Genomic DNA, 24228 nt, shown 5'->3' with positions numbered 1-24228 from the left:
CAGCCGGTTCGGAAAGAGCCGCCCCTTCAGGCCCCTCTCCCCGACCCTCTCCCCTGAAGGGGAGAGGGAGATTATGCATCCGGGTAGATCGGGAAGCGCTCGCACAGCGCGCGGACGCGCTCGCGGACATTGGCTTCGATCTGCGCGTCGCCCTGCTCGCCATTCTTGCGCAGGCCGTCGAGCACATCGGCGACCATGTTACCGATCTCGCGGAACTCGCCCGGGCCGAAGCCGCGCGTGGTGCCGGCGGGCGAGCCGACGCGGATGCCGCTGGTCTTGACCGGCGGCAGCGGATCATTGGGGATGCCGTTCTTGTTGCAGGTGATCGCGGCGCGCTCGAGCGCTTCGTCCGCGTCCTTGCCGGTGACGCCCAGCGGGGTGAGGTCGATCAGCGCCAGATGCGTATCGGTGCCGCCCGAGACGACGGCCGCGCCGCGCTCCTTGAGCGTGGCCGCCAGCACCTTGGCATTCTCGACCACGGCGGCGATGTAGCGCTTGTAATCGGGCTGGAGGGCTTCGCCGAACGCAACCGCCTTGGCGGCGATGACGTGCATCAGCGGGCCGCCCTGAAGGCCGGGGAACACCGCCGAATTGATCTTCTTCGCGATCGCTTCGTCATTGGTCATCACCATGCCGCCGCGGGGGCCACGCAGCGTCTTGTGCGTGGTGGTGGTGACGACATGCGCGTGATCGAACGGGGTGGGATGCGCGCCGCCCGCGACGAGACCGGCGAAGTGCGCCATATCGACCATGAAGAGCGCGCCGACTTCATCGGCGATTTCGCGGAACTTGGCGAAATCGATGATGCGCGGATAGGCCGAACCGCCGGTGATGATGAGCTTCGGCTGGTGTTCGAGCGCCTTTGCGCGGACCTCGTCGAAATCGATGAGGTGGGTGACAGGATCGACGCCGTACTGGACCGCGTTGAACCATTTGCCCGACATCGCGGCCTTTGCGCCGTGGGTAAGGTGGCCGCCGGCATCGAGGCTGAGGCCCATGATCGTGTCGCCGGGCTTGGTGAGCGCGAGCATCACCGCGCCGTTCGCCTGCGCGCCGGAGTGGGGCTGGACGTTGGCGAAGCCGCAGTTGAACAGCTGCTTGGCGCGATCGATCGCAAGCTGCTCGACTTCGTCGGAGGGATGGCAGCCCTGGTAATAGCGCTTGCCGGGATAGCCCTCGGCATATTTGTTGGTGAACACGCTGCCCTGGGCTTCGAGCACCGCCTTGGAGACGATGTTCTCCGACGCGATCAGCTCGATCTGGTGCTGCTCACGCTCCAGCTCATGGCGCACGCCGGCGAAGACGGCGGGATCAACTTCGGCGAGGCTCTTGGTGAAGAAGCCGTCGGGCTGGAGCCCTGCCATTTGCGGGTTGGTGCTCATGGTTCAGGCTCCCTTGCTCAATTTGTCCACGCGGCGCTGGTGGCGCTCGCCGAGGAATTTGGTGGTCAGAAACTCGGTGATGCAGGCGCGGGCCATCTCCACGCCGATCAGCCGCGCGCCAAGCGCGATGACATTCGCATCATTGTGCTGGCGCGCGAGGCTGGCCGAAAGCGGTTCGGAGACAAGGGCGCAGCGCGCGCCGGCGACTCGATTTACCGCGATCGAAATCCCGATGCCCGATCCGCAGAGCGCGACGCCAAATTCGGCGCGGCCATCTTCGATTGCCTTGCCCAGCGCGAAGCCATAGTCAGGGTAATCAACGCTTTCGGGGCCATTTGTACCAAGATCGAGCACGTCATGGCCGCTTTCGCGCAGCCAGTCGATGAGTTCTGCCTTCAGCGCGAAGGCGGCATGATCCGAGGCGATGGCGATGCGGCGCGACATGCGGCGTCCCCTAAGCCCAACGGGTGCCGCTGGCTAGAGATGACGAGTGAAAGGGAGAGCAAAATGCGAATGATCCTACCGACCCTGGCCGCCGCACTGGCGCTGGCTGCGTGCAGCACCCCGGAGAATACGACTGCGGAGATCGGCAATGTGGCCGACGGGGCCGGCAATGTGATCGCCAATGCGGGTGAAGCGCTTGATTTGGCTTCCAGCAATGTTGCCGAAGCTACCGGAAATGCCGTCGCAGAAGCGACGCGAGGGTATGATGCGTGGATCGGCCGCTGGAGAGGCGTGGAGGGCATGTATCTCGAGATCTCCAAGGGCGCGGGGCCGGGGCAGTACCGGCTGGAGATGGCATATACGCTCGACGACGAGGGATCGTTTGACGGGGTCGGAACGTTTGACGGGATCGCCTTTACCCGGCCGGACGGCAAGCACGTCCTGCGCGCGAGCGACGGAGACGCGATCGGCCTGAAGTACCTTGATGGCGAGAAGAACTGCCTCATGGTCAAGGAAGGCGAGGGGTATTGCCGCGACTGACCCTTACGGAGAAACCAGTATGAAGAAGATCATCCCTGTTGCGGCCCTGGCGCTGGGCCTGGCCGCATGCAGCGACAGTTCGCAGAGCAACCTCAGCAATTCGCTGGATCGCGCGGGTGATTCGATCGCGAATGCCGCCGACGACACGGGTGACGCGATCAGGAACCGCGCGGATCACGCGGAGGATGCGATCGGCAACAGCGCGGATCGCGCGGGTCACGCGATCGGAAATGGCGCGGATCGCGCCGGTGCGGTTATCGACAAAGCCGCCGAGGATATCGGCAACCGCGCCGAGAAGGTCGGCAGGGATATCGAGAACACGACCCGCTAAATGCTGGCGATGGGTTCGCCCGGTTTCCGGCCGGGCGGCTCCATGCCGCGTCAGAGGCCGCGGATTACATTCCCGGCGGCAGGACCCTTGGGGCCCTGCAGCACGTCAAAATGCACTACTTCGCCCTCTTCGAGGGTCTTGAAGCCTGACCCTTGAATCGCGGTGTGATGGACGAACAGGTCCTTGCCGCCGTCCTCTGGCGTGATGAAGCCAAAGCCCTTTTCGGCGTTGAACCACTTCACGGTGCCTGTTTGCGACATGATCCCCCCTTCGCTTTCCGTCCGCAGGCTTACGCCCGCGCGAGACAGCTTGTGCCGTCCTTTTCACGCAAAAGGTAGATGCGGCGTGCAACCTGGCATTTCGCACCGCCAGGGACCGAGGGCGGCGACCGTGGCCCTCCCGCTGATCAGGCGGCCAGCTTCAGCTCCAGCCGGCCCCAGATCTCGACCAGCGCATCGACCAGTTCGCGCATCATCGTTTCGTCATGCGCGGGGCCGGGGGTAAAGCGCAGGCGTTCGGTGCCCCGCGGGACGGTGGGGTAATTGATCGGCTGGACGTACACGCCATATTCGGCGAGCAGCACGTCGCTGATCTTCTTCGCCTTGACCGGATCGCCGATCATCAGCGGCACGATGTGCGTGGTCGAGGGGAGGACGGGGAGGCCCGCTTCCGCCATCAGTTCCTTGAGCTTCGCCGCTGCGGCCTGCTGGCCCTCGCGCTCGACGCTTGAGCTCTTGAGGTGGCGGACGCTGGCGAGCACGCCGGCGACCAGCACCGGCGAAAGCGAAGTGGTGAAGATGAAGCCCGGCGCATAGCTGCGGATCACGTCGATGATCATCTGATCGGCTGCGATATAGCCGCCCATCACGCCAAAGGCCTTGCCCAGCGTGCCTTCGATGATGGTGACCCGGTCGGCCACGCCGTCGCGCTCGGTGATGCCGCCGCCGCGCGGGCCATACATGCCGACGGCATGAACTTCGTCGCAATAGGTGATGGCGTTATACTTGTCGGCCAGATCGCAGATCTCCGCGATCGGCGCGATATCGGCATCCATCGAATAGACGCTCTCGAACGCGATCAGCTTGGGCGCGCTCGCATCGTCTGCGGCGAGCAATTCTTCCAGATGCGCCAAATCATTGTGGCGGAAGATCCGCTTCTCGCAGCCCGAATTGCGGATGCCCGCGATCATCGATGCGTGGTTGAGCTCGTCCGAATAGATGATGCAGCCCGGCAGCACCTTGGCGAGGGTCGCCAGCGTCGCTTCGTTCGAGACATAGCCCGAGGTGAAGAGCAGCGCGTTTTCCTTGCCGTGGAGATCGGCGAGCTCCTGCTCCAGCTCGATATGATAGTGGGTGTTGCCGCCGATGTTGCGCGTGCCGCCCGAGCCGGCGCCAACATCGTGGAGCGCTTCCTCCATCGCGGCGATCACCTTGGGATGCTGCCCCATCGCCAGATAGTCGTTCGAGCACCAGACGGTGATCGGCTTCGGCCCGTTATGCCCGGCGAAGCAGCGCGCATTGGGGAAAGCGCCCTTGTTGCGCAGGATGTCGATGAACACCCGGTAGCGCCCCTCGGCGTGGAGCCGGTCGATCGCGGAGGAGAAGACCCGCGAATAATCGACGGCGGGGGCTGGGGAGTGCTGATCACGCATGATATTTTCGCCCGTAAACCCAAATCCGGCGAATTTCCAGCACCGGACATGGGACAAATCGTCCAAGTTGCGACCAGTGCGACAGACATGTTCCAGACAAGCTCGCGCGATTCGGGCGCTTCACCGCATCCTTGATCCGGATCAACACATTACGCGCGCCATATGCTATGCTCGCTCCATCGCGGTCCGATTCGCTTTCAGGCACGGCCGCGGCTGAGAGACTTGCGCGCTCCCGCTTGTGAAAAGGAGCATTACCATGACCAGTCATGATCTCGATTATTTTGCCAGACGTGCGCAGCAGGAGCGCGACAGCGCCGAGCGCACCGAAGACAGCATCGCCAAGCGCGTGCACAGGGAAATGGCCGATCGCTACGCCGCGCGGCTGAACGAGATCGCGCCCGCCCAGCAACAATCAGGCGGCTAGAGCGACTCGATCACGGCCAGGCCATGGCGCGCCAGGGCGGGCGCCAGCGCCTGGGCGGCGGCATCGAGCCGGGTGAACACCGCCCGCCCCGCCGGCCGCACCTCCGGCCAATCCTGATCCCGGGTAAGGTATGCGACCCTGCGGGCGATGCCGGGACCGCCGTCCACAAACCGCACCGTATGCGGCGCGGCGGCAGCCAGCTCGCCCTCAAGAAGCGGGAAATGGGTGCAGGCATTGACGATCACGTCGAGCCGGTCGCCGCTGGGCTGGGCAAACAGCCCGTCGAGCACGGCGCGGAGACGATCGGGGCTGGGCGACTCCCCGCCTAATGCCCGTTCGGCCAGCTCGACCAGTTCGGCCGATCCGTGCCGCAGGACGGTGCAATCGGCAGCGAAGCGCGCGGTAAGATCGTCGACATAAGGCTGGCGGACGGTGGCTTCGGTGCCCAGAACCCCGATCACGCGGGTCTGGCTCAGTGCGGCGGCGGGCTTGATCGCGGGCACCGTGCCGACGATCGGGATATCGAGCGCGGCGCGAACATGCTGGAGCGCGATCGTTGACGCGGTGTTGCAGGCAATGACGATCAGGCGCGGATCATAGCGCTCGGCCAGCCGCCCCAGCAAAGCGGGGACGCGCGCCGCAATCTCGCCCTCGCTGCGCGTGCCATAAGGGAAACCCGCCGAATCGGCGACATAGACGATCGGGGCGCGGGGGAGCAGCGCGGCGGTGGGCGCGAGCACCGACAGCCCGCCCACACCGGAATCGAAGAAGAGGATCGGGCGGCGGTCTGGCATGGGATCCGGCTGACAGAGATTATTGCACCCGCTTACGAGAGGGCCTAGCCTGCGCGCAAGAAGGGGGCAGGGTGCAAAGCGAAATCCTTTGGGCGGCCCCGGCTGCTGCGATCATTCTGGGATATCTGCTCGGTTCGATCCCGTTTGGGGTCTTGCTGACGCGCATGGCGGGCGCGGGCGACCTGCGCACGATCGGATCGGGCAATATCGGCGCGACCAACGTGCTGCGCACCGGGCGCAAGGGGCTGGCGGCGGCGACGTTGCTGCTCGACCTCGCCAAGGGCGCGGCGGCAGTGCTGCTCGCGGGATGGCTGTTCCCCGGAACCGCGATGCTGGGCGGCATGGCCGCATTCCTGGGGCATTGCTATCCGGTGTGGCTCAAATTCAAGGGCGGCAAGGGCGTCGCGACGCTGATGGGGATCGTGCTGGCGCTGCACTGGCCCTCTGGACTCGTCTATGCGGCGGTCTGGCTGGGGTTGCTGGGGGCGTTGCGCATCTCGTCGGTCGCGGGGATGGCGGCGGCGGTGAGCGCGCCGGTGAGCGCCGCCTATTTCGGGCGGATCGATATCGTGCTCATGCTGCTCGGGCTGGCGCTGATCGTGCTGTGGAAGCATCGCGACAACATCGACCGACTGCTGAATGGCACCGAGCCGCGCATCGGCGGCAGGAAGAAGCATGGCTGATATTCGCGAGGCGCGGCTGCAATTGCTGCGCTCGGCGAATATCGGACCCGTCACCTATCGGCAGTTGATCGTCCGCTTCGGCACCGCCGAGGCGGCGCTGGAGGCGGTGCCGATGCTCGCGGCGCGGGGCGGCGGGCGTGTGCCGGCAATTGCCGATCCAGGCGCGGTGCGGCGTGAGATCGCGACGGTGGAGAAATTGGGTGCGCGCTATCTGTTCCTGGGCGACCCGGATTATCCTGCCTTGCTGGCCGAAACAGACAGCGCGCCGCCTGCGCTGATCGTGCGCGGGCGCGCGGAATTGCTGGCGAAAAGCTGCGTGGCGATGGTGGGCGCGCGCAACGCCAGCGCTGCCGCCTGCCGCTTTGCCCGGCAGCTTGCGCTCGGGCTGGCGGATGCCGGGGCGACTGTAGTGTCGGGGCTGGCGCGCGGGATCGACACGGCGGCGCATGTCGGATCGCTGCCGGGCACCGTGGGCGTGATCGCCAGCGGGATCGATATCGGCTTTCCGCCCGAGAATCGCGAGCTTCAGGAGCGGGTCGCCAACGAAGGGCTGCTGATCGCCGAGCAGCCCCCGGGGACCGAGCCGCTGGCGCGCTTCTTCCCTTCGCGCAACCGGATCATCGCGGGGCTGTCGCTGGGCACGGTGGTGGTCGAGGCTGCGCCGCGATCGGGTTCGCTGATCACCGCGCGGCTGGCGGCGGAGGCGGGGCGCGACGTGATGGCCGTGCCCGGTTCGCCGCTCGATCCGCGCGCGCAGGGCTGCAATCTGCTGATCCGCGAAGGCGCGACCCTGGTGCAGAGCGTGGACGACATATTGGAGGCAATCCGCCCAATCGACGCGCGGGCAGTGCGCGCCCCGGCCAGCGGCTGGGGCGGCCCGCCGCCAGAAGACGCCAGCGATAGCGAGCGGCGGGTGGTGGAGGGCTTGCTCGGACCGGTCCCCGTCGGGGTGGATGAGCTTATCCGCCAGGCGGGCCTCGCCTCGGCTGTGGTTCAGATGGTGTTGCTCGAACTGGAACTTGGCGGGAGGCTGGAGCGTCACGCGGGTGGCAAGGTGAGCCTGGCCTGAATGCGCACGGTCATCCCGGACCTGCTCCGGGGTCCACGCAGCGGCATGCGCCGGACAAGAGGTTCAAGCGCCAAGCCGTGCGGCTGAGTGGACCCCGGAGCAGGTCCGGGGTGACGAAAATTCAAGGTCCGCGAGGGGCCGTTACCTGACCGGCGGCATTCGAGCGTCCGTTCTAGTGCGGTACATATTGCACCCGGGCCGTGCCATCGGCCCAGACCGGCAGGTAAATGCCCTGGCCTGCGGCTCTTAGCTCACCCGTTTCCACCTTCGTGATATCGGCGCGGATGACGAAATCGCCCTCGCGCTTCTGCTCGATCGCACGGTGGATCTTGCCGAGCAGCTTTTCGAAATCATTGGTGAAGTTCTGGGTCAGCGCACCGGCCACCACTTCGGACAAGGCGGGGCTGTTGACCAATTGCACCAGCAGATCGCCACCAATGCCGTTGGTTTTTCCGCGCACCTCCAGATCGGTGAAGGAGACCTTGCGCGAATCCTTCTCGTTCACCGGCCTGGCCGAAATCCACACGGTGCCCACCGTATCCTCGGTTGAGGATTGCGGACGCGCAGCAATGTCCAGCCCCATCGCGATGCGGCCGCCTGTGGTGCCGTAGGCGGTGACCTTGCCGAACTTGGCGGTGACGGGGCCGAGCCCGGGCAGGTCGAACGGACGGGCCGATCGCTTTACCAGCGCCTTCAGCACCACCGGCTCCAATTGGGAATAATCGGCGATGACGGGGATGAAGAAGCGCAGCTGATTGCCCTTAAGCTCCTTTTGCAGCGCGGGCAGCGGCGTGGGTTTGGGGTCTTCCGGGCGCGGGCCGACAAAGGTTTCGGTGCCCGCTTCCATGCTGAGGCTCAGGCGCAATTTGTTGCCGGCCAGCGAATAGCCGCCATAGCTGAGCTGCTTGGGCGTCACGCGCATCCAGACGCTGGGATTGGCTTCGTTCAGGAGCAGCGCGGTGAAGCTCTGTCGCCACGCATCCGCCACCTTGGCGCGAACATCCAGCTTGGCCAGTTCCTTGGGCAGATCGCGCTCCAGATCCGCTACGATGGGGCGGAGCTTCTCGTCGGCCTGTTCGGTGAAGGTGATCCGCTGGCCAAGGAAGTCGATCCCCGGCGGGGTCGTCCAGCCGTAGGAAAGGTCAACCTTGGCCACCGGCGTCCAGTCTTCGCGCAGCGTCAGGCGGACGCGGGCATGCGCCATCGCGCTGCCGGTCGCGGTCTCCTTGAGCACGCCGGCGACATTCTTTGCGCTGATCGCGGCGTTGATCGGAATGTCGGCGATGATCAGCTCACCCTCACCGCGCAGCCGGATCGCGCCGCGCGTCACCGTGCCCGTCACGGTGCAGCTGAGATCGGGCGTCACCTTGATCTTCGCCCTGAAGAGTTTGACGCGCTGGCCCTCGACGCATTTGTCGAACTTCTGGTTGATCGTCCAAAGCGTGCGCGGGATCGCACGCTCCAGCGCCTGCGACAGCGCCGATACATCCGCCTCCAGCGGCACCGCTATCAGCGACGCCTGTTGTGGCGTCTCCACCGGATCATTGACGCGCGGGGGCGGCTCCAGGCTGGTGTTACGCGACCAGAAGAGGATCGCGGCGATCGCAGCGGCGAGGACGATCAGCGCGGCGGCGATGATCGCGATACGGTGCCGCCGGAAGCCGGCCGGTGCCTGGGCATCTGTAGACAAAGGTTCGCAACCCCATGGGAGATGCGGGGGACTACGCTTTCGCGCGCGTAACGGTTCCCCGGCGAGCGCGGCGTGCCGGACCGCACGGGTTGCGCATGGCCAAAGCGCTTGCAAAACCTTCCGGGCTTGACGAAGCGCGGGACGGGCCACCACCCTCGTACGCGTACACGTAAGGGATCACTTACAACTCATGCAGCTTGTCATCGTAGAATCGCCTGCAAAGGCGAAGACCATCGAGAAATATCTGGGCAAGGACTATCGCGTCCTCGCTTCCTACGGCCATGTCCGCGACCTGCCGGCGCGCGATGGTTCGGTGAACCCGGACGAGGGCTTCTCGATGGAATGGGAAGCCTATTCCGACAAGGGCAAGCAGCTAAAGGCGATTACCGATGAGGCCAAGAAGGCCGACCGGTTGATCCTCGCCACCGACCCTGATCGCGAGGGCGAGGCGATTAGCTGGCACGTGCAGGAAGTGCTCAAGCAAAAGAAGGCGCTGCCCAAAGAGGTCGAACGGGTAACCTTTAACGCGATCACAAAGCCCGCAATTTTAACCGCAATGGAACATCCGCGCGAACTCGATACCGATCTGATCGACGCCTATCGCGCCCGCCGCGCGCTCGATTATCTGGTGGGCTTCACGCTTTCGCCCGTGCTGTGGCGAAAGCTGCCCGGTGCCAAATCGGCGGGGCGCGTGCAATCGGTGGCGCTGCGGCTGGTGGTGGACCGCGAGCGCGAGATCGAGGCGTTCAAGCCGCAGGAATATTGGTCGGTTACCGCCGATATGGAGCAGGACGGCACGGCGTTCGTCAGCCGTCTCGTCAAGTATAAGGGCGAGAAGCTCGACCGGCTCTCGATCGGTGATGGCAAGACCGCCGAGGCCGCGAAGCTGGCGGTCGAGCAGGGCCGCTTCAGCGTCGCATCGGTCGAGACCAAGCCGGCGATGCGCAATCCGCCGCCGCCCTTCACCACCTCGACGCTGCAGCAGGAAGCCGCGCGCAAGCTGGGCTTCTCGGCCAGCCACACCATGCGGATCGCGCAAGGCCTCTACGAGGATGGCGCGATCACCTATATGCGTACCGATGGCGTGCAGATGGATGGCGATGCGATCCAGGCGGCGCGCCGGGCGGTGGTGAACCGCTATGACGGGCATTACGTCCCCGAAAAGCCGCGCCACTACACCGCCAAGGCCAAGAATGCGCAGGAAGCGCACGAAGCGATCCGACCGACCGATTTCGGCAAGGACAGCTATGGCGGCGGCGATCACGCGCGGCTCTATGACCTGATCTGGAAGCGCGCGCTGGCGAGCCAGATGGCGAGCGCGCGGCTGGAGCGCACCACGATCGAACTGGAGGATGCGACGGGCCAGCACGGGCTGCGCGCGACTGGTCAGGTCGTGCTCTTCCCCGGCTATCTCGCGCTATACGAAGAAGGCCGCGATGACGAGGGCGACGAGGAATCGCGTCGCCTGCCCAAGCTGAGCGAAGGTGCCACGCCTGCCAAGAAGGACGTGAAAGCAGAGCAGCATTTCACCCAGCCGCCGCCGCGCTTCTCCGAAGCGTCTTTGGTCAAGCGGATGGAGGAATTGGGGATCGGCCGCCCGTCGACCTACGCGTCGGTGATCCAGGTGCTCAAGGACCGCGCCTATGTTCGCGTGGAGAAGAACCGCTTCTTCGCAGAGGAAAGCGGGCGGCTGCTGACCGCGTTCCTCGAGCGCTTTTTCGAGCGCTATGTGAATTACGATTATACCGCGGGGCTGGAAGAGGAACTGGACGAGGTATCCGGCGGCCGCGCGCAGTGGCAGGCGGTGCTCGATGCCTTCTGGAAGGACTTCAAGCCGCGTACCGCTGAGGTGATGGAGCAGAAGCCGTCCGAGATCACGGCGGCGCTCGACCAGTTCCTTGCGCCCTATCTGTTCCCGCCCAACGCAGACGGCAGCGATCCGCGGCTCTGCCCGAAATGCGGCGAGGGCCAATTGGCGCTGCGCGGCGGCCGCTTCGGTGCGTTCGTTGCCTGCTCCAATTATCCCGAGTGCAAATTCACCCGGCGCTTTGCCCAGCCGGGCGGCGAGGGCGATTCATCGGGCGGTGATGAGACCCTGGGCGTTGATCCGGAGACCAATCTGCCGGTCGAGCGCAAATCGGGGCGTTTTGGTCCCTATATCCAGCTCGGCGACGGGAAGGACGCCAAGCGCGCCTCGATCCCGAAGGATGTCGAGCTCGATCTGGAATTGGCGCTCAAGCTGCTCAGCCTGCCACGCACGATCGGCGCGCATCCGGAGACAGGCGAGCCGATCACGGCGTCGATCGGGCGCTATGGGCCGTATCTTGCGCATGCGGGCAAATATGCGCGGCTTCAGGGCACGATGGAGGTGTTCGAGACCGGCATGAACGCGGCCGTGGTCAAGCTGGCAGAGGCGGCGGCCAATGGCGGACGCCCGGCGCGCGGCGCCGCACGCGAGCCGCTCAAGATTCTCGGCAAGCATCCGCGCACCGAAGCCGAGATCAAGCTGATGGCCGGTCGCTATGGCGAATATGTCACCGATGGCGAGACCAACGCGACCCTGCCCAAGTCGATCGACAAGGATCAGCTGACGCTGGAGGAAGCCGCGCAACTGATCGACGCGCGCGCGGCGGCGGGGCCGGCCAAGGGCAAGATGAAGGCCGCGTCGAAAAAGGCTGCTGCGAAGAAGCCCGCGGCGAAAAAGGCTCCCGCAAAGAAGGCGCCGACCAAGAAGGCTGCCGCGAAGGCCGCCGAGGAATAGGATGCGGCCGCCACGTCTGGTCATCTTCGCCTTTGGCGCGTTGATCCTGATCGTGGCGGCGATCCAGTGGCGCGATGGCGATCGGAAGCTGGCCGAGGAAGCCGCGAAGGCCGTGGTGGTGTTCGAGCGAACCACGGCTACGCCGGAAAGCACGATACGCGATTGCCTGATCAAGGATGGCGGCCTGGGGCTGTCCGGCCAGGAAGCCTGGGGCTCACTACGCTGGGAGCCGAGTATCAAGCGCGCGCTCAACGAGGGGCGCAGGACGATGGTCGACGTGGCCGAACTGGGCGAAAGGCGGCGGGTCCGTTTCTATTCGTACAAAGGGCAGCCGATGCGCGAGAGCGAACGCGCGACGCTCGAGAAATGCATCGTCGCTGCGGGCTAAAGCAGCCGCGCAATCAGCCAGGCAGCCAGCCCGAGCTGGATCGCGAGCGTGGCGATGACGCCCAGCGCGCGCGGGAGCGGGGGCGGCCCCTTCGTCTGGACGTAGAGCCCCAGCGCGTGGAGTAGCCGTGCGCTGACGAAGGCCACTGCGAGATAGATGAGGATCTGGCGGTCCGCCCCGCCAAATTCGAGGAGGCCCATCAGGATCAGCGTAATCGGCGCGTTTTCGGCGAGGTTGCCATGCGCGCGGCTGGCTGAGGTGAGACCGGGGTCGTCGCCGAGGCCGAAGGGCTTGCGCGTGCGAAAGCGGTTTCGGATCGTGTCGAGCGCAAGCAGCACAAGCAGGATCGCGAGCGCGGCGGCCGTGAAGCCAGTTACCGTCAAATGCATCGGTGCTCTCCCTCTATCGGGAGAAAGCTAGGCCGATGCTGCGACGAAGTCGAATATCAGGCGCGTATCGCTGTGCGTGCGCTCAGGCGGCGCGGGCTTGGGTGAGGATCAGCCACGCACGCGCGGCCTTCTGCGCTTCGATGATCTCGCGCGCGGTCATGTCTTCGCTGATCTCTGCGCGGCAATCCTTGGCGCGTTCGTCCCCCGACATGGCGGCCAGATTGAACCATTTGTGCGCTTCGATCAGGTCGATGGGCATGCCCTCCGCCCCGCTCGAATAGACCATGCCCAGATCAAAGCATGCATTGGTATCGCCGCGCGCCGCATCGCGGAGCCGACTTTCGATCAGAAACTGTGCGCTCTTGAGACTGCTGCCCATGCCGCTACCCCTTTTCCACCCTCACTGGGTCGTTGCGGGTTCTCGCAGGCAATCTCACAACAAATGGTTAACGCCATTTAACCGTGCTTATTCATGGGTTACGGCGATGTTGTCGATCAGCCGGGTCCCGCCGATCCGCGCAGCGGCGAGCAGGCGCATCGGCTGCCCCTCGATCGGGGCGCCCAGCGTGGCTGCGTCGCGCAACTCGACATAATCCACATCGAAGCCGGCAGCGGTGAGCGTGTCGATCGCCTGGGCCAGCGCAGCCGCCGGATCGCCCCCGGTCGCGATGCTGCGCTCGGCGGCCCCCAGCGCGCGGGGCAGCGCAACTGCCTTCGCCCGGTCCTCGGGTAACAGATAGGCGTTGCGGGAGGAGAGGGCTAGGCCGTCATCCTCGCGCTGGGTCGGCACCCCCTGGATCACGAGCGGGAGCTTCAGATCCAGCACCATGCGGCGGATCACCGCAAGCTGCTGCCAGTCCTTCTCGCCGAACAAGGCGACATCGGGACGGACCTGATCGAACAGGCGCGCGACGACCGTGGTGACGCCGTCGAAGTGCCCGGGCCGGTGCGCACCGTCGAGCACATCGCCGATCTCGCTTGCGCGCACGTCGATTTCCGGGCCGTTGGGATACATTTCCTCGACCGGTGGCATCCAGAGCAGGTCGACGCCCGCAGCGGTCAGCATCCGCGAATCCGCCTGCTCCTTGCGCGGATATTGGGCGAAATCCTCGTTCGGGGCGAATTGCGTGGGATTGACGAAGATCGAGACGACGACGCGATCGGCGGCAAGCTTGGCCTCTTCAACCAGCGCCATATGTCCCGCATGGAGCGCGCCCATAGTGGGCACCAGCGCGATACGCGCACCGGCGGCGCGGTAAGCGGAAATCGTCTCTCGAAGCTCATCGACGCGACGGGTGGTTTGCACGCGTTAACACTTTCGATACAGAGGAAGGGCGGCCTTCTATGGGGGAGGGGCGGCACGATCAATAACGGAAGTTGGTTAGTCTTGAGCGACGGATCGAAGCGATTGCACGTACTGGTTTTCGCCAACGAGAAAGGCGGCACGGGCAAGTCCACCACTGCGGTGCATGCCGCGATCGCGCTCGCCTTCAAGGGCGCGCGCGTGGCGTGCTTCGATCTCGACCATCGCCAGCGCACCATGGGCCGCTATCTCGACAATCGGCGGGAAACGATCCGGCGGACCGGGCGGGACCTGCCGATGCCGGTTTATGAAACGCATGACGGCGAGAGCATGGATTATTTCTCGTCCACGCTGGAGCGGCTGGGCGAGAATGCCGACTTCCTGGTGATCGACACGCCGGGACGCGACGACAAGTTTGCCCGGATTTCGGTGACGAACGCCGATACGCTGGTCACGCCGATGAACGACAGCTTTGTCGATTTCGACCTGATCGGGCAGGTGGACCCGGAAACCTTCCGCGTTTCCCGCCCGAGCTTCTATTCCGAGATGATCTGGGAATCGCGCAAGCGACGCGCCAAGGCGGATGGCGAGAGCATCGACTGGGTGGTGCTGCGCAACCGCATGCAGCATATCGAGGCGCGCAACATGAAGCGCGTGTCCGAAGCGATCGACCAGCTTTCCAAGCGCGTCGGCTTCCGCGTGATCTCCGGCCTGTCCGAGCGCGTCATCTATCGCGAGCTGTTCCCGCAGGGGCTGACCATGCTGGATGCGGGCGAATTTGGCGCGATGGGACTCAGCCATGTCGCCGCGCGGCAGGAATTGCGCGAGATGATGAGCGGGCTGGCGCTGCCCGAAGTCGCGCTGCCGCTGTTCGCCTGATGGCGAAGATACTCTTCGCCGCGCTGATCGCCGGGGCGATCTATTACATGTTTATCCGGCCGCGCCCCAAGCCCCGGCCCGTGCTCGCCCGCGACGAGGCACGCGAGATCCTGGGGGTGAGCGCCGAGGCGGGGGCCGACGAGATCCGCGCGGCGCACCGTCGGCTGGTGGCAGCGTTGCATCCGGACAAGGGCGGATCGGCAGAACTGACGCGGCGGATCAACGCGGCGCGGGACGCGTTGCTCAAGTAGCTTTGCTTGCAACTTCGCGCGGGCTCGCGGATTAGGCCCTCAACAAATTCCGGGAGGCACCATGACACATCGTTTCGACCCCACGTCGCTGCGCGAATATGACATACGCGGCATCGTCGGCCAGACCCTGGGTCCGGACGACGCGCGGGCGATCGGGCGCGGTTTCGCGACATTGCTGCGCCGCGCGGGCGGCAAGCGCGTCGCGGTGGGCTGGGACGGGCGCATCTCTTCGCCGATGCTTCGCGATGCGCTGGTCGAGGGGCTGACGGCTTCGGGTTGCGACGTGGTGCGCACCGGCATGGGGCCGACCCCGATGCTCTATTATGCCGAAGCCACGCTAGAGGTGGACGGCGGCATCCAGATAACCGGCAGCCATAATCCCGGCAATTACAATGGCTTCAAGATGGTGTTCCAGCATCTTCCGTTTTTCGGGCAGGACATCCAGACGATCGGCAAGCTGGCGGCGGAATGTGATTGGGAAGACGGTGACGGCACCGAGACGGTGACCGACGCCGATATCGAGGACCTGTATGTCGGCCGGCTGCTGGCGGGCTATTCGGGCGGCACCTACCGGATCGGCTGGGACACGGGCAATGGCGCCGCCGGCCCGGTGATCGAGAAGCTCGTCAAGCTGCTGCCGGGTGAGCATCACACGCTCTTCACCGAAGTGGACGGCAATTTCCCCAACCATCATCCCGATCCCACCGAAGAGAAGAATCTGGCCGACCTCAAGCGGCTTGTCGCCGAGAAGCAGCTCGATTTCGGACTGGCTTTCGACGGCGATGGCGACCGTGTCGGCGCGATCGACGGCACTGGCCGGGTGATCTGGGGCGATCAGCTTCTCTCCATTCTGGCGGTACTCGTGCTGCGCAAGGCGCCCGGCTCGACAATCATCGCCGACGTGAAGGCCAGCCAGATGCTGTACGACCGCATCGCCGAGCTGGGCGGCCAGCCGCTGATGTGGAAGACCGGCCATTCGCTGATCAAGACCAAGATGAAGGAAACCGGCGCACCGCTGGCGGGCGAGATGAGCGGGCACATCTTCTTCGCGCAGGATTATTACGGCTTTGACGACGCGCAATATGCTGCCGTCCAGCTGATCAACGCGGTGCATGTGATCGGCAAGTCGCTGACCGAGATCCGCGGCGAGATGCCCGAATTCGTCAACACGCCGGAAATGCGATTCCAGGTGGACGAGAGCCGCAAGTTTGCGGTGGTCGACGAAGTGCTGGCTCGGCTTGAGGCCGAGGGCGCGGATGTGAACCGCACCGATGGCGCGCGGGTCAATACGCCGGATGGCTGGTGGCTGCTGCGCGCTTCGAACACGCAGGACGTGCTGGTCGCCCGCGCCGAGGCGAGGAGCCAGGAACGCCTGGACCGGCTGATGGCGATGATCGACGCGCAGCTCGCGGCAAGCGGGCTGGAGCGGGGCCCGCAGGCGGGGCATTGATCGCCCGGCGCGCGGTGGGACAAATTGTCCAACTGCGCGCAGCGATCCAGCTTCCTATATTGTTGGAATGGCCGTCGAATACTCCAAGCAGATCGATGCGACCGGCAAATGCTGGCCGCGCCTGGAGCCCGTGCAGACGGGCGTGCGCGGGCGCTGTCCGCGTTGTGGGCAGGGGCATATCTTTCAGGGCTTCCTGAAAATGCGCGAAGGCTGCGAAGTCTGCGGGCTGGATTATGGCTATGCGGACCCCGCCGATGGTCCAGCGATCTTCGTCCAGCTCTTCGCCTGCGTCCCGGGCGTGCTGTTCGCGATCCTGCTGGAGATCTATGTGGGCCCGCCCTTCTGGGTGCATATGGTGTTGAGCCTGCCGATCCTGCTGGCCTTCACCGTGCTGCCGCTGCGCCCGATCAAGGGCTGGCTGATCGCGAGCCAATTCTATCACAAGGCGGGCGAGGGACGGCTGCGCCAGAAGGATTAGGACTCGCTTTTGGGCGGTCGAATCCCCAATTAGCCGCCAATGCCGCCACCCCAGCCCACCCTGATCCGCGTTATCGATCTAGAGACCACCGGCGAAAAGCCGCCCGCGCATGCCGTGGTCGAGATCGGCTGGCAGGACGTGGCGCTGGGGGCGGACGGACGCTGGGAATTATATGGCGAAGGCGGCAGCCGGATGGTCAATCCGGGACGGCCGATCCCGCCGCTGACCATGGCGGTCCACCATATCCGCGACGAGGACGTTGCCGATGCGCCGTGGTGGCACGATGTCGCGCGTCCGCTGCTCGATCCCTGGCCCCGCCGGCTGGCGCTGGCGGCCCATCGGGCGAGTTTCGAGGAGCAATTCTGCACGCCTGCGCTCACGCGTGGAGCGGACTGGATCTGCACCTATAAATGCGCGCTCCGGCTATGGCCGGGCAGTCCGCGCTTCTCGAACCAGTATCTGCGCTATTGGCGGATGCCGGAGGGCATGGATCACGAACGCGGCCTGCCCGCGCACCGCGCCTTTCCCGACGCCTATGTGACGGCGTTCCACCTGCGCGACATGCTCAACGAGACGAGCGTCGAGCAATTGATCGCATGGTCGAAGGAGCCGGCGCTGGAGCCGCGCGTGCGCTATGGCCCCGATCGCGGGCGCGAATATGCCGAGATCGACGAGGATGCGCTGATCGCGTTCATGAACGATCGCGATCCCGACATTCGCTTCAGCGCGGAGACGGAATATGCGCGCAGGCAAGGCGGCGGCGCGGTGAAGCGCAGCGGCGTGCCGCCGCAGGACCTGTTGCTCTAGCGCCTGCCGGCGATCAGCGCGCGGACTCCTTCCAGGACCCAGCCATAGACAAGGTGAGACATCGCGCCATGAGCATGGGTCGCGAGGGGCGTCTCCTGCGGCGCCGGGCCCAGATCGGCGGCGGGCACAAGCGTTTCGTCAATCAGCGCCGACGTGATGACCCCATAAGCGCTGCCGAAACCGGCGCTTGCTTCGCTGCGATATTCGGTGAGCACGCCATAGATGCCGCCCAGCACCGCGCCGGTGACATAATGTGCGGCCTGTCCGCTGGTCTCGCGAAGCGGTTCGGGAACAGGCTTACCCGTGACGGCTTCGCCGAGCTTGTCGGCGGCCTTCACCGTTGCCGGGTCGTCCCCGCCTTCATCATCGGGCAGCAGTTTTTTGGCCTGTGCCTGAAATGCAGCCATCGCCGCGGAGGCAACGAGCCCCGCGGCGACGCCTGCGACCAGACCGAGGAACGGGCGGGGCTTCGCCATCAATATGCGATGCGCGTGGCGGTCAGGCGGCGCTTGGCGAGGTAGCTCTGCACGCTGTCATTGCCCGCAAGATGCCCTGCGCCGACCGCGACGAAGACGGTTCCCGGCTTCTCCATCCGCTTCTCGATCCACTCGGCCCAACGCGCATTGCGATCGCTGAGCAGCACCTTGCCGATCTCGGGAGTCTCGCGCATCCCCTCGTTCATCGTATCGCCAAGCGCCACCGGATCGCCGGCCGCCCATTGTGCGACCATCTTCTCGATCATGGGGCCGACCTTGTCGTAATTTTGGAGGGTGGTGGCGAGATAGCTGATCTGAAGATCGTTGGGCAGCGTGTCGAAAAAGCCGAGCTGCTGTTCGGCGGTCTCAAGCCCGATGACAGGTTTGTTCGCGGCTTTTGCGGCATCCGAAAGCGTACGTTCGGCGCCGCTCTCAGGTTCGTATCCAAGCTTCTTGAGAGGTGCCATGCTCGCCATGACGGCGACGAGCCATGGCTCGAATGCGCCCGTTGCCTCGACGGGCATCCCGAGATCGGCGGCGGCGGTCGCCAGCTTGGCGCGGTTCGCTTCCGACAATTTGTCGGTGAAGGGGACACCGGTGGTGTTGAGGCCGAACTTCATGATGAGGCCCTGCATCGTAGCAGGCTCGGGTTCGACCATTTCGAGCACGACCTCGTCACTCTTGTCGAACGCGTCCTTCACCGCCTCGTCAAACCAGCTCAGACCGGGCTTGAGCACATGGACCGTGCCGAACAGATAGACAGTGGTGTCGTCGTCCTTGACCACCCAGATTGCCGGATCGGCGTCCTTCGTCTGCGCCCAGGCGGGCGCAGCGATGAAAGCCGCCAGCGACGCGACCAGGGCAAAAAGCTTCTTCTTCAGCATCCGAATAACTCCACAGGCAGCGGTTCAGGCCCGCGCCTTTTTCCACAGATAGATTACGCTCATCACAACGACCGTCGCTAGAAACAGGATTTCGTGGCTGGGCTCGCGCACGAGGTGCCCTTTCCACAGCACGTACCAGACGGGATAGGCCAGCGCGTAGAAGTTCAACGCCCAGGCGCTCGCGACCAGATTGATGCGGATTTCAAGTTCATCCACGTGGCGCAGGAAATACCAGCTGCCCAGCGGCATCACGACCATCAGCGACGCGGCCACGGCGATCGCCGCGAGGGGCGACAGGCCTTCGATATGCGCGCCCTGCGCCGTGAATATAGCCCCGGTGATGGCGCCGAGCACCATGAAGCCCGCGACCATCAGGGTATAATTGCGCCGGCGCACCGTCTCCGCGCGTTCGCCCGGCCCCTTAGTCATCACTGCCTGCTTGTTCGACATCGGAAAAAATCTCCTCGATCGGCATGGCGAACAGGCGCGCGATCTTGAACGCCAGCGGAAGCGACGGATCGTGCTTCCCCGTCTCGATCGCGTTGATTGCCTGGCGCGATACGCCGAGCCGGCCGCCAAGCTCCGCCTGGCTCCAGTCGCGTTCTGCGCGTAATATCTTCAGCCGATTCCACATGATCGCGGCATGTCTCCACTACCTGACTATCTGTCAGGTATGGCTTACATGCCGAGTCGCGACGGGGTTGTCAATACAACCTGACACTTTGTTAGGTTATGCTGACAACTCCTTCAGCGGGACGGTAGCGTCGGCGAGCGCGGCAGGATCGATTGCGAGCCCTTCGACGACGAGCTTGCGGCCCTGGACATAGTCCTTCACCGAATTGACGCAGTCGAGCGCGATCACCCGGCCCTGGGCCAGATATATTACCGAGAAGCTGCGCGTCGCCGGATCCCCGCGAACCACGCACTGGTCGTGACCCGCCGAGATCCCCACGGTCTGGAGCTTCAGATCATATTGGTTCGACCAGAACCAGGGCACCGCATCATAGCTGGCCTCGATTCCGCAAATCGTCTTTGCAGCAGTCGTCGCCTGATCATTGGCGTTCTGTACCGATTCGAGCCGGATCATCCGATCGCCGGCATGGGCGTTTGCATGCAGCGCGCAGTCGCCGATCGCATAGATATCGGGAAGCGAGGTGCGGCACTGGCCGTCGATCAGCACGCCGTTGCCGCCTTCCGCGCCGGCCGCGAGCAGCGGTTCGACCGATGGGATGATGCCGATGCCGACGATGACCATCTGGGCGGGCACGTTCTCCCCCGATGCCAGGCGCACGCCGCTTACGCTGCCATCGCCCTCAATCGCCTCCACCTGCACGCCGGTGCGTACCGTCACGCCATGTGCGCGGTGTTCGGCTTCGAAGAAGCGCGACAAAGGCTCGCCGGCGACGCGCGCCAGCACGCGATCGAGCGCTTCGAGGACCGTCACCTGCTTGCCGAGCTTGGCGAGCACGGCCGCTGCTTCCAGCCCGATATAGCCGCCACCGATCACCGTGACCTCGCGGACATCCGCCAGCTCTCGCATCATCGCATCGACATCGGCGCGGGTGCGCACGGTGTGGATGCCGCGCAGATCATGGCCGTCGCACGCGATCCGCCGCGGTTTGCCGCCCGTCGCCCAGATCAGCGTGCCATAACTGAAGGTCTCGCCATCAGCGGTGCGAACCATGTGCGCGCCGGGATCGACCGCGACGATCGTGCGTCCGCCCAGCATCGTCACGTCGCGCTCTTCCCAGAAGGTGGCGGGGCGGATCAGCAGGCGTTCAAAGGGCTTGTCGCCCGACAGATATTCCTTGGAAAGCGGGGGGCGCTCATAGGGCAGTTCCGGCTCGTCGCCGATCATCGCCACGCTGCCTTCGAACTTGTTCTGGCGCAGCGCGATCGTGGCCTGTGCGCCGCTATGGCCGGCACCAACGATCAGGACATCGAAATGGCTCATGCTTTCAACCGCTCTGCGTGCCAGGCGACATGTTCGCCGAGGAAGGTGGAGACGAAATAATAGCTGTGATCATAGCCCGGCTGGATGCGCTGGGTGAGAGCAATGCCCGCGTCTCGACATGCGGCCTCGAGCAATTCGGGGCGGAGCTCCTTTTCAAGGAACGGATCGGCGGACCCGGTATCGACCAGCAATTCAGGCAGGCGCGCGCCATCTTCGATCAGCGCCACCGCGTCATGCTCGCGCCACGCAGCGCGATCCGCGCCGAGATAGCCGGCAAGCGCCTTCTCGCCCCAGGGCACTTGGCTGGGTGCGACGATCGGGGAGAAGGCTGAGACGCTCCTGAAACGGCCCGGATTGCGCAAGCCGATGGTCAGCGCGCCATGACCGCCCATCGAGTGGCCGGTAATGCCCTGCCGCGTCATATCCGCTGCGAAGTTCGCTCCGATCAGCGCGGGCAGTTCCTGTTCGATATAGCTGCGCATGCGGAAATGTTGCGCCCAGGGCTGCTCGGTCGCGTCGAGATAGAAGCCCGCGCCCTGGCCGAAATCATAGGCTTCGTCATAGGGTACGCCCTCGCCGCGCGGTGAGGTGTCGGGCGCGATCAGGATCACGCCATGCTCGGCGCAGGCCGCGCGATACTCGCCCTTTTCGGTGACATTGGCATGCGTGCAGGTGAGGCCTGAAAGGAACCAGAGCACCGGCAGCTTTGCGCCTTCGGCATGCGGCGGGACATAGGCCGAAAAGGTCATGTCGGTGCCGGTGGCAGAGGAGCTGTGCTTGTACACGCCCTGCGTGCCGCCATGCGAGCGGTTGGTCGAAACGGTTTCCATGCCTGTCCTCGTCAGCGGAATACGATGGTGCGGATGCCGTTCAGGAACACGCGTCGTGCGCCTACCCAGCGCACCGCGCGCGCCAGAACCTGTGCCTCGATATCGCGGCCGATGCGGATCATCTCGTCCACCGGGGCACGGTGATCGATGCGCTCTACCGCCTGCTCGATGATCGGGCCTTCGTCGAGATCGCTGGTGACGAAATGCGCCGTCGCGCCGATCAGCTTCACGCCGCGATCATGCGCGCGGTGATAGGGCCGGGCGCCCTTGAAGCTGGGCAGGAAGCTGTGATGGATATTGATGCAGCGCCCGGCCAGCCGATCGGCCAGCTCGCTCGACAGGATCTGCATATAGCGCGCCAGCACGAGATAATCGGCCCCCAGCCGCTCGAACTCGGCAAGCATCGCCGCTTCGCGTGGCTCCTTGCCTTCGGGCAGCAGGACGAAGGGCAGGCCATGCCATTCGGTCAGCCCGCGCAGCGTGTCATGGTTCGAAACCACGCCGACGATCTCGACGCCCAGCGATCCGGTCTGCCAGCGATGCAGCAGATCGTTCAGGCAGTGCGAACCCTTCGATACCGCGATCAGCACGCGCGGCAGTTCGGCGGCGTCGGTAAGCTGCCAGTTGAGCGAGAGACTCTCCGCGACCGGCGCGAAGGCCGTGCGGAGCGATTCGGTATCGAGCGGCGCACCTGCCGATTTGAACTCGACGCGCATGAAGAAGCGCCCGGCATCCAGATCGGCATATTGCTGGCTGTCGAGGATGAAGCCGTCGCGTTCGGCCAGAAAGCCGCTGACCGCTGCGACGATGCCGGGGCGGTCAACGCAATCGAGCGTCAGGATCCAGGCAGGCGCGCTCATCCGGCGTTTGGATTGGGCGCGAAGGCGCAGATCTTGTTGCCGTCGGGGTCGCGCAGATAGGCGCCATAGGCCTTGCCCGGCGCGTTCTCGCGCACGCCCGGTGCACCTTCGCAGGTGCCGCCATTGGCGCAACCGGCGGCGTGGAAGGCATCGACCTCAGCAGTCGTCTTTGCCTGAAAGCCGATCGTCCCCCCATTGGCGAAGGTCGCGGATTCACCGTTAGCTGGCTTGCCCACGCCGAGCGCGCCGCCATTGGGCCCACGATAGAAAACCCGGTCTCCCGCCGCGAAGCCCGCTGCGATGCCCAGCGCGCCGAGGGCTGCATCGTAAAAGGTCTTGCTGCGGGCAGGATCGTTCGCGCCGATCATGATATGCGTGAACATCGTTCTCTCCTTAATAGACGACGACGCTGCGGATGCTCTCACCGGCATGCATCAGGTCGAAGCCCTTGTTGATGTCTTCCAGTCCCATGACATGGGTGATCATCGGATCGATCTCGATCTTGCCGGCCATGTACATGTCGACGATCTTCGGCACGTCGGTGCGGCCCTTCGCCCCGCCAAAGGCGGTGCCGCGCCAGTTGCGGCCGGTGACCAACTGGAACGGGCGGGTGCTGATTTCCTTGCCTGCTTCCGCCACGCCGATGATGATGCTGGTGCCCCAGCCGCGGTGGCAGGCCTCTAGCGCGATGCGCATCACTTCGGTATTGCCCGTCGCGTCGAAGGTATAGTCAGCACCACCATCGGTCATCGCGACGATCGTTGCGACCACGTCTTCGCGGCTCATGCCCTTCGAGTTCAGGAACTCGGTCATGCCGAAGCGGCGGCCCCATTCCTCGCGATCGGGGTTGATATCGACGCCGATAATCTTGTTCGCGCCAGCAAGGCGTGCGCCCTGAATGACGTTGAGGCCGATGCCGCCCAGACCGAAGACGACGACATTGTCGCCCACCTGCACCTTGGCCGTGTTGATCACGGCGCCAACGCCGGTGGTGACGCCGCAGCCGATATAGCAGCTCGACTGGAACGGCGCGTCTTCGCGGATTTTCGCGACCGCGATTTCGGGCAGCACGGTGAAGTTCGAGAAGGTCGAGCAGCCCATATAATGGTAGATGGGCTGGCCCTTATAGCTGAAGCGCGTGGTGCCATCGGGCATCAGGCCCTTGCCCTGCGTCGCGCGGATCGCGGTGCACAGGTTGGTCTTGCCGCTCAGGCACGACTTACACTGGCGGCATTCCGGCGTGTAGAGCGGGATCACATGGTCGCCCGGCTTTACGCTGGTCACGCCTGCGCCCACTTCGCGCACCACGCCTGCGCCTTCATGGCCCAGCACGCTGGGGAAGATGCCTTCGCTGTCGAAACCGTCGAGCGTATAAGCATCGGTGTGGCAGATGCCTGTCGCCATGATCTCGACCAGCACTTCGCCGGCCTTGGGGCCTTCGAGATCGAGCTCGACGATTTCGAGTGGCTTCTTCGCTTCGAACGCGACCGCGGCGCGGGTCTTCATTGTT

30 protein-coding genes are annotated in these 24228 nt (G+C 64.9%); 12 read left to right on the top strand and 18 right to left on the bottom strand.

The genetic code is table 11. The features are described from left to right. Positions 1-71: 71 nt before the first annotated feature. Positions 72-1382 carry a serine hydroxymethyltransferase gene (glyA, locus tag SSO01S_RS10650; RefSeq protein WP_066798656.1) on the bottom strand — a complete coding sequence of 437 codons (1311 nt, stop codon included), beginning with the start codon at positions 1380-1382 and terminating at the stop codon, positions 72-74. A gap of 3 nt (positions 1383-1385) precedes the next feature. Further along, positions 1386-1826 (bottom strand): ribose 5-phosphate isomerase B, encoded by a 441-nt coding sequence (gene rpiB, locus SSO01S_RS10645; RefSeq protein ID WP_066798655.1) that lies wholly within the window; start codon positions 1824-1826, stop codon positions 1386-1388. A gap of 69 nt (positions 1827-1895) precedes the next feature. Here rpiB and SSO01S_RS10640 point away from each other — a divergent pair, with 69 nt between their 5' ends. Beyond that, complete coding sequence (locus tag SSO01S_RS10640; protein ID WP_066798654.1) at positions 1896-2366, top strand: hypothetical protein; 471 nt, start codon at positions 1896-1898, stop codon at positions 2364-2366. A 19-nt stretch (positions 2367-2385) separates the two neighbouring features. Continuing rightward, entirely contained in the window at positions 2386-2697 is a 312-nt protein-coding gene (locus SSO01S_RS10635) for a hypothetical protein (protein WP_066798653.1), read from the top strand. A 50-nt stretch (positions 2698-2747) separates the two neighbouring features. Here the strand turns inward: SSO01S_RS10635 and SSO01S_RS10630 are convergent, their stop codons facing one another. Next, positions 2748-2957, bottom strand: a complete 210-nt coding sequence (locus SSO01S_RS10630) for a cold shock domain-containing protein (protein ID WP_066798652.1) — start codon at positions 2955-2957, stop codon at positions 2748-2750. Between the two features lie 146 nt (positions 2958-3103). Then, on the bottom strand, positions 3104-4348 hold the full coding sequence (gene hemA, locus SSO01S_RS10625) for a 5-aminolevulinate synthase (RefSeq protein WP_066798651.1): 1245 nt from the start codon (positions 4346-4348) through the stop codon (positions 3104-3106). 256 nt (positions 4349-4604) lie between these two features. On the opposite strand from hemA, the gene SSO01S_RS17590 reads away from it, so the two are divergent. Then, positions 4605-4772 (top strand): hypothetical protein, encoded by a 168-nt coding sequence (locus tag SSO01S_RS17590; RefSeq protein WP_157073737.1) that lies wholly within the window; start codon positions 4605-4607, stop codon positions 4770-4772. Here the strand turns inward: SSO01S_RS17590 and murI are convergent. Next, complete coding sequence (gene murI / locus SSO01S_RS10620; protein ID WP_066798650.1) at positions 4769-5566, bottom strand: glutamate racemase; 798 nt, start codon at positions 5564-5566, stop codon at positions 4769-4771. The two genes, SSO01S_RS17590 and murI, sit on opposite strands and share 4 nt — an antisense overlap. A gap of 71 nt (positions 5567-5637) precedes the next feature. On the opposite strand from murI, the gene plsY reads away from it, so the two are divergent. Continuing rightward, positions 5638-6249: a glycerol-3-phosphate 1-O-acyltransferase PlsY gene (gene plsY / locus SSO01S_RS10615; protein ID WP_066798649.1), complete on the top strand. Its 612-nt coding sequence runs from the start codon at positions 5638-5640 to the stop codon at positions 6247-6249. Further along, positions 6242-7318: a DNA-processing protein DprA gene (gene dprA / locus SSO01S_RS10610; RefSeq protein WP_066798648.1), complete on the top strand. Its 1077-nt coding sequence runs from the start codon at positions 6242-6244 to the stop codon at positions 7316-7318. Before plsY ends, dprA begins: the two co-directional genes overlap by 8 nt. Positions 7319-7490: 172 nt before the next feature. Here the strand turns inward: dprA and SSO01S_RS10605 are convergent, their stop codons facing one another. Continuing rightward, positions 7491-9008, bottom strand: coding sequence for a DUF4403 family protein (locus SSO01S_RS10605; protein WP_245646730.1), 1518 nt, complete (start codon positions 9006-9008; stop codon positions 7491-7493). Between the two features lie 190 nt (positions 9009-9198). Here SSO01S_RS10605 and topA point away from each other — a divergent pair, with 190 nt between their 5' ends. Then, on the top strand, positions 9199-11769 hold the full coding sequence (gene topA, locus SSO01S_RS10600) for a type I DNA topoisomerase (protein ID WP_066798647.1): 2571 nt from the start codon (positions 9199-9201) through the stop codon (positions 11767-11769). A gap of 1 nt (position 11770) precedes the next feature. Then, entirely contained in the window at positions 11771-12157 is a 387-nt protein-coding gene (locus tag SSO01S_RS10595) for a hypothetical protein (protein WP_066798646.1), read from the top strand. On the opposite strand, the gene SSO01S_RS10590 is transcribed toward SSO01S_RS10595, so the two are convergent. The 3 genes from SSO01S_RS10590 to panC form a co-directional block, all read right to left on the bottom strand. After that, positions 12154-12546 (bottom strand): MAPEG family protein, encoded by a 393-nt coding sequence (locus SSO01S_RS10590; RefSeq protein WP_066798645.1) that lies wholly within the window; start codon positions 12544-12546, stop codon positions 12154-12156. The two genes, SSO01S_RS10595 and SSO01S_RS10590, sit on opposite strands and share 4 nt — an antisense overlap. 82 nt (positions 12547-12628) lie before the next feature. After that, positions 12629-12925, bottom strand: coding sequence for an SEL1-like repeat protein (locus SSO01S_RS10585; RefSeq protein ID WP_066798644.1), 297 nt, complete (start codon positions 12923-12925; stop codon positions 12629-12631). Positions 12926-13012: 87 nt separating this feature from the next. After that, positions 13013-13852 (bottom strand): pantoate--beta-alanine ligase, encoded by an 840-nt coding sequence (panC, locus tag SSO01S_RS10580; RefSeq protein ID WP_066798643.1) that lies wholly within the window; start codon positions 13850-13852, stop codon positions 13013-13015. Between the two features lie 102 nt (positions 13853-13954). On the opposite strand from panC, the gene SSO01S_RS10575 reads away from it, so the two are divergent. The 5 genes from SSO01S_RS10575 (at position 13955) to SSO01S_RS10555 (ending at position 17714) form a co-directional block, all read left to right on the top strand. After that, a complete protein-coding gene (locus SSO01S_RS10575; protein WP_439646563.1) occupies positions 13955-14728 on the top strand; it encodes a division plane positioning ATPase MipZ in 774 nt (257 codons plus the stop codon). Beyond that, positions 14728-14979: a J domain-containing protein gene (locus SSO01S_RS10570; protein WP_066798641.1), complete on the top strand. Its 252-nt coding sequence runs from the start codon at positions 14728-14730 to the stop codon at positions 14977-14979. Before SSO01S_RS10575 ends, SSO01S_RS10570 begins: the two co-directional genes overlap by 1 nt. A gap of 61 nt (positions 14980-15040) precedes the next feature. Next, positions 15041-16429, top strand: a complete 1389-nt coding sequence (gene pgmG, locus SSO01S_RS10565) for a phosphoglucomutase/phosphomannomutase PgmG (RefSeq protein ID WP_066798640.1) — start codon at positions 15041-15043, stop codon at positions 16427-16429. Positions 16430-16496: 67 nt separating this feature from the next. Further along, complete coding sequence (locus SSO01S_RS10560) at positions 16497-16907, top strand: DUF983 domain-containing protein (protein WP_066798639.1); 411 nt, start codon at positions 16497-16499, stop codon at positions 16905-16907. Positions 16908-16946: 39 nt separating this feature from the next. Next, positions 16947-17714 carry an exonuclease domain-containing protein gene (locus tag SSO01S_RS10555; protein WP_066798638.1) on the top strand — a complete coding sequence of 256 codons (768 nt, stop codon included), beginning with the start codon at positions 16947-16949 and terminating at the stop codon, positions 17712-17714. Here the strand turns inward: SSO01S_RS10555 and SSO01S_RS10550 are convergent. From SSO01S_RS10550 to SSO01S_RS10510, 9 genes are all read right to left on the bottom strand, one after another. Beyond that, on the bottom strand, positions 17711-18190 hold the full coding sequence (locus SSO01S_RS10550; protein WP_066798637.1) for a DUF1440 domain-containing protein: 480 nt from the start codon (positions 18188-18190) through the stop codon (positions 17711-17713). The two genes, SSO01S_RS10555 and SSO01S_RS10550, sit on opposite strands and share 4 nt — an antisense overlap. Further along, complete coding sequence (locus SSO01S_RS10545; RefSeq protein ID WP_066798636.1) at positions 18190-19074, bottom strand: TraB/GumN family protein; 885 nt, start codon at positions 19072-19074, stop codon at positions 18190-18192. The genes SSO01S_RS10550 and SSO01S_RS10545 overlap by 1 nt, the downstream gene beginning before the upstream one ends. A 24-nt stretch (positions 19075-19098) precedes the next feature. Then, positions 19099-19524, bottom strand: coding sequence for a hypothetical protein (locus SSO01S_RS10540; RefSeq protein WP_157073736.1), 426 nt, complete (start codon positions 19522-19524; stop codon positions 19099-19101). Then, on the bottom strand, positions 19496-19708 hold the full coding sequence (locus SSO01S_RS10535; protein WP_066798634.1) for a helix-turn-helix transcriptional regulator: 213 nt from the start codon (positions 19706-19708) through the stop codon (positions 19496-19498). Before SSO01S_RS10535 ends, SSO01S_RS10540 begins: the two co-directional genes overlap by 29 nt. Positions 19709-19804: 96 nt before the next feature. Then, positions 19805-21028, bottom strand: a complete 1224-nt coding sequence (locus SSO01S_RS10530; RefSeq protein ID WP_066798633.1) for an NAD(P)/FAD-dependent oxidoreductase — start codon at positions 21026-21028, stop codon at positions 19805-19807. Further along, the gene (fghA, locus tag SSO01S_RS10525) at positions 21025-21858 is read right to left on the bottom strand and encodes an S-formylglutathione hydrolase (RefSeq protein WP_066798632.1); all 834 of its coding nucleotides are present in this window, start codon (positions 21856-21858) and stop codon (positions 21025-21027) included. Before fghA ends, SSO01S_RS10530 begins: the two co-directional genes overlap by 4 nt. A gap of 11 nt (positions 21859-21869) precedes the next feature. After that, the gene (gene purU, locus SSO01S_RS10520) at positions 21870-22718 is read right to left on the bottom strand and encodes a formyltetrahydrofolate deformylase (protein WP_066798631.1); all 849 of its coding nucleotides are present in this window, start codon (positions 22716-22718) and stop codon (positions 21870-21872) included. Beyond that, complete coding sequence (locus SSO01S_RS10515) at positions 22715-23101, bottom strand: VOC family protein (RefSeq protein WP_066798630.1); 387 nt, start codon at positions 23099-23101, stop codon at positions 22715-22717. The genes purU and SSO01S_RS10515 overlap by 4 nt, the downstream gene beginning before the upstream one ends. A gap of 10 nt (positions 23102-23111) precedes the next feature. Continuing rightward, on the bottom strand, positions 23112-24224 hold the full coding sequence (locus SSO01S_RS10510; RefSeq protein ID WP_066798629.1) for an S-(hydroxymethyl)glutathione dehydrogenase/class III alcohol dehydrogenase: 1113 nt from the start codon (positions 24222-24224) through the stop codon (positions 23112-23114). Positions 24225-24228: the final 4 nt, after the last annotated feature.

Source organism: Sphingomonas soli NBRC 100801 (assembly GCF_001591025.1).
Lineage (GTDB): Bacteria > Pseudomonadota > Alphaproteobacteria > Sphingomonadales > Sphingomonadaceae > Sphingomonas > Sphingomonas soli.
The sequence above is the reverse complement of the archived record's forward strand: the minus strand, read 5'-3'. Positions and strand labels throughout refer to the sequence as shown.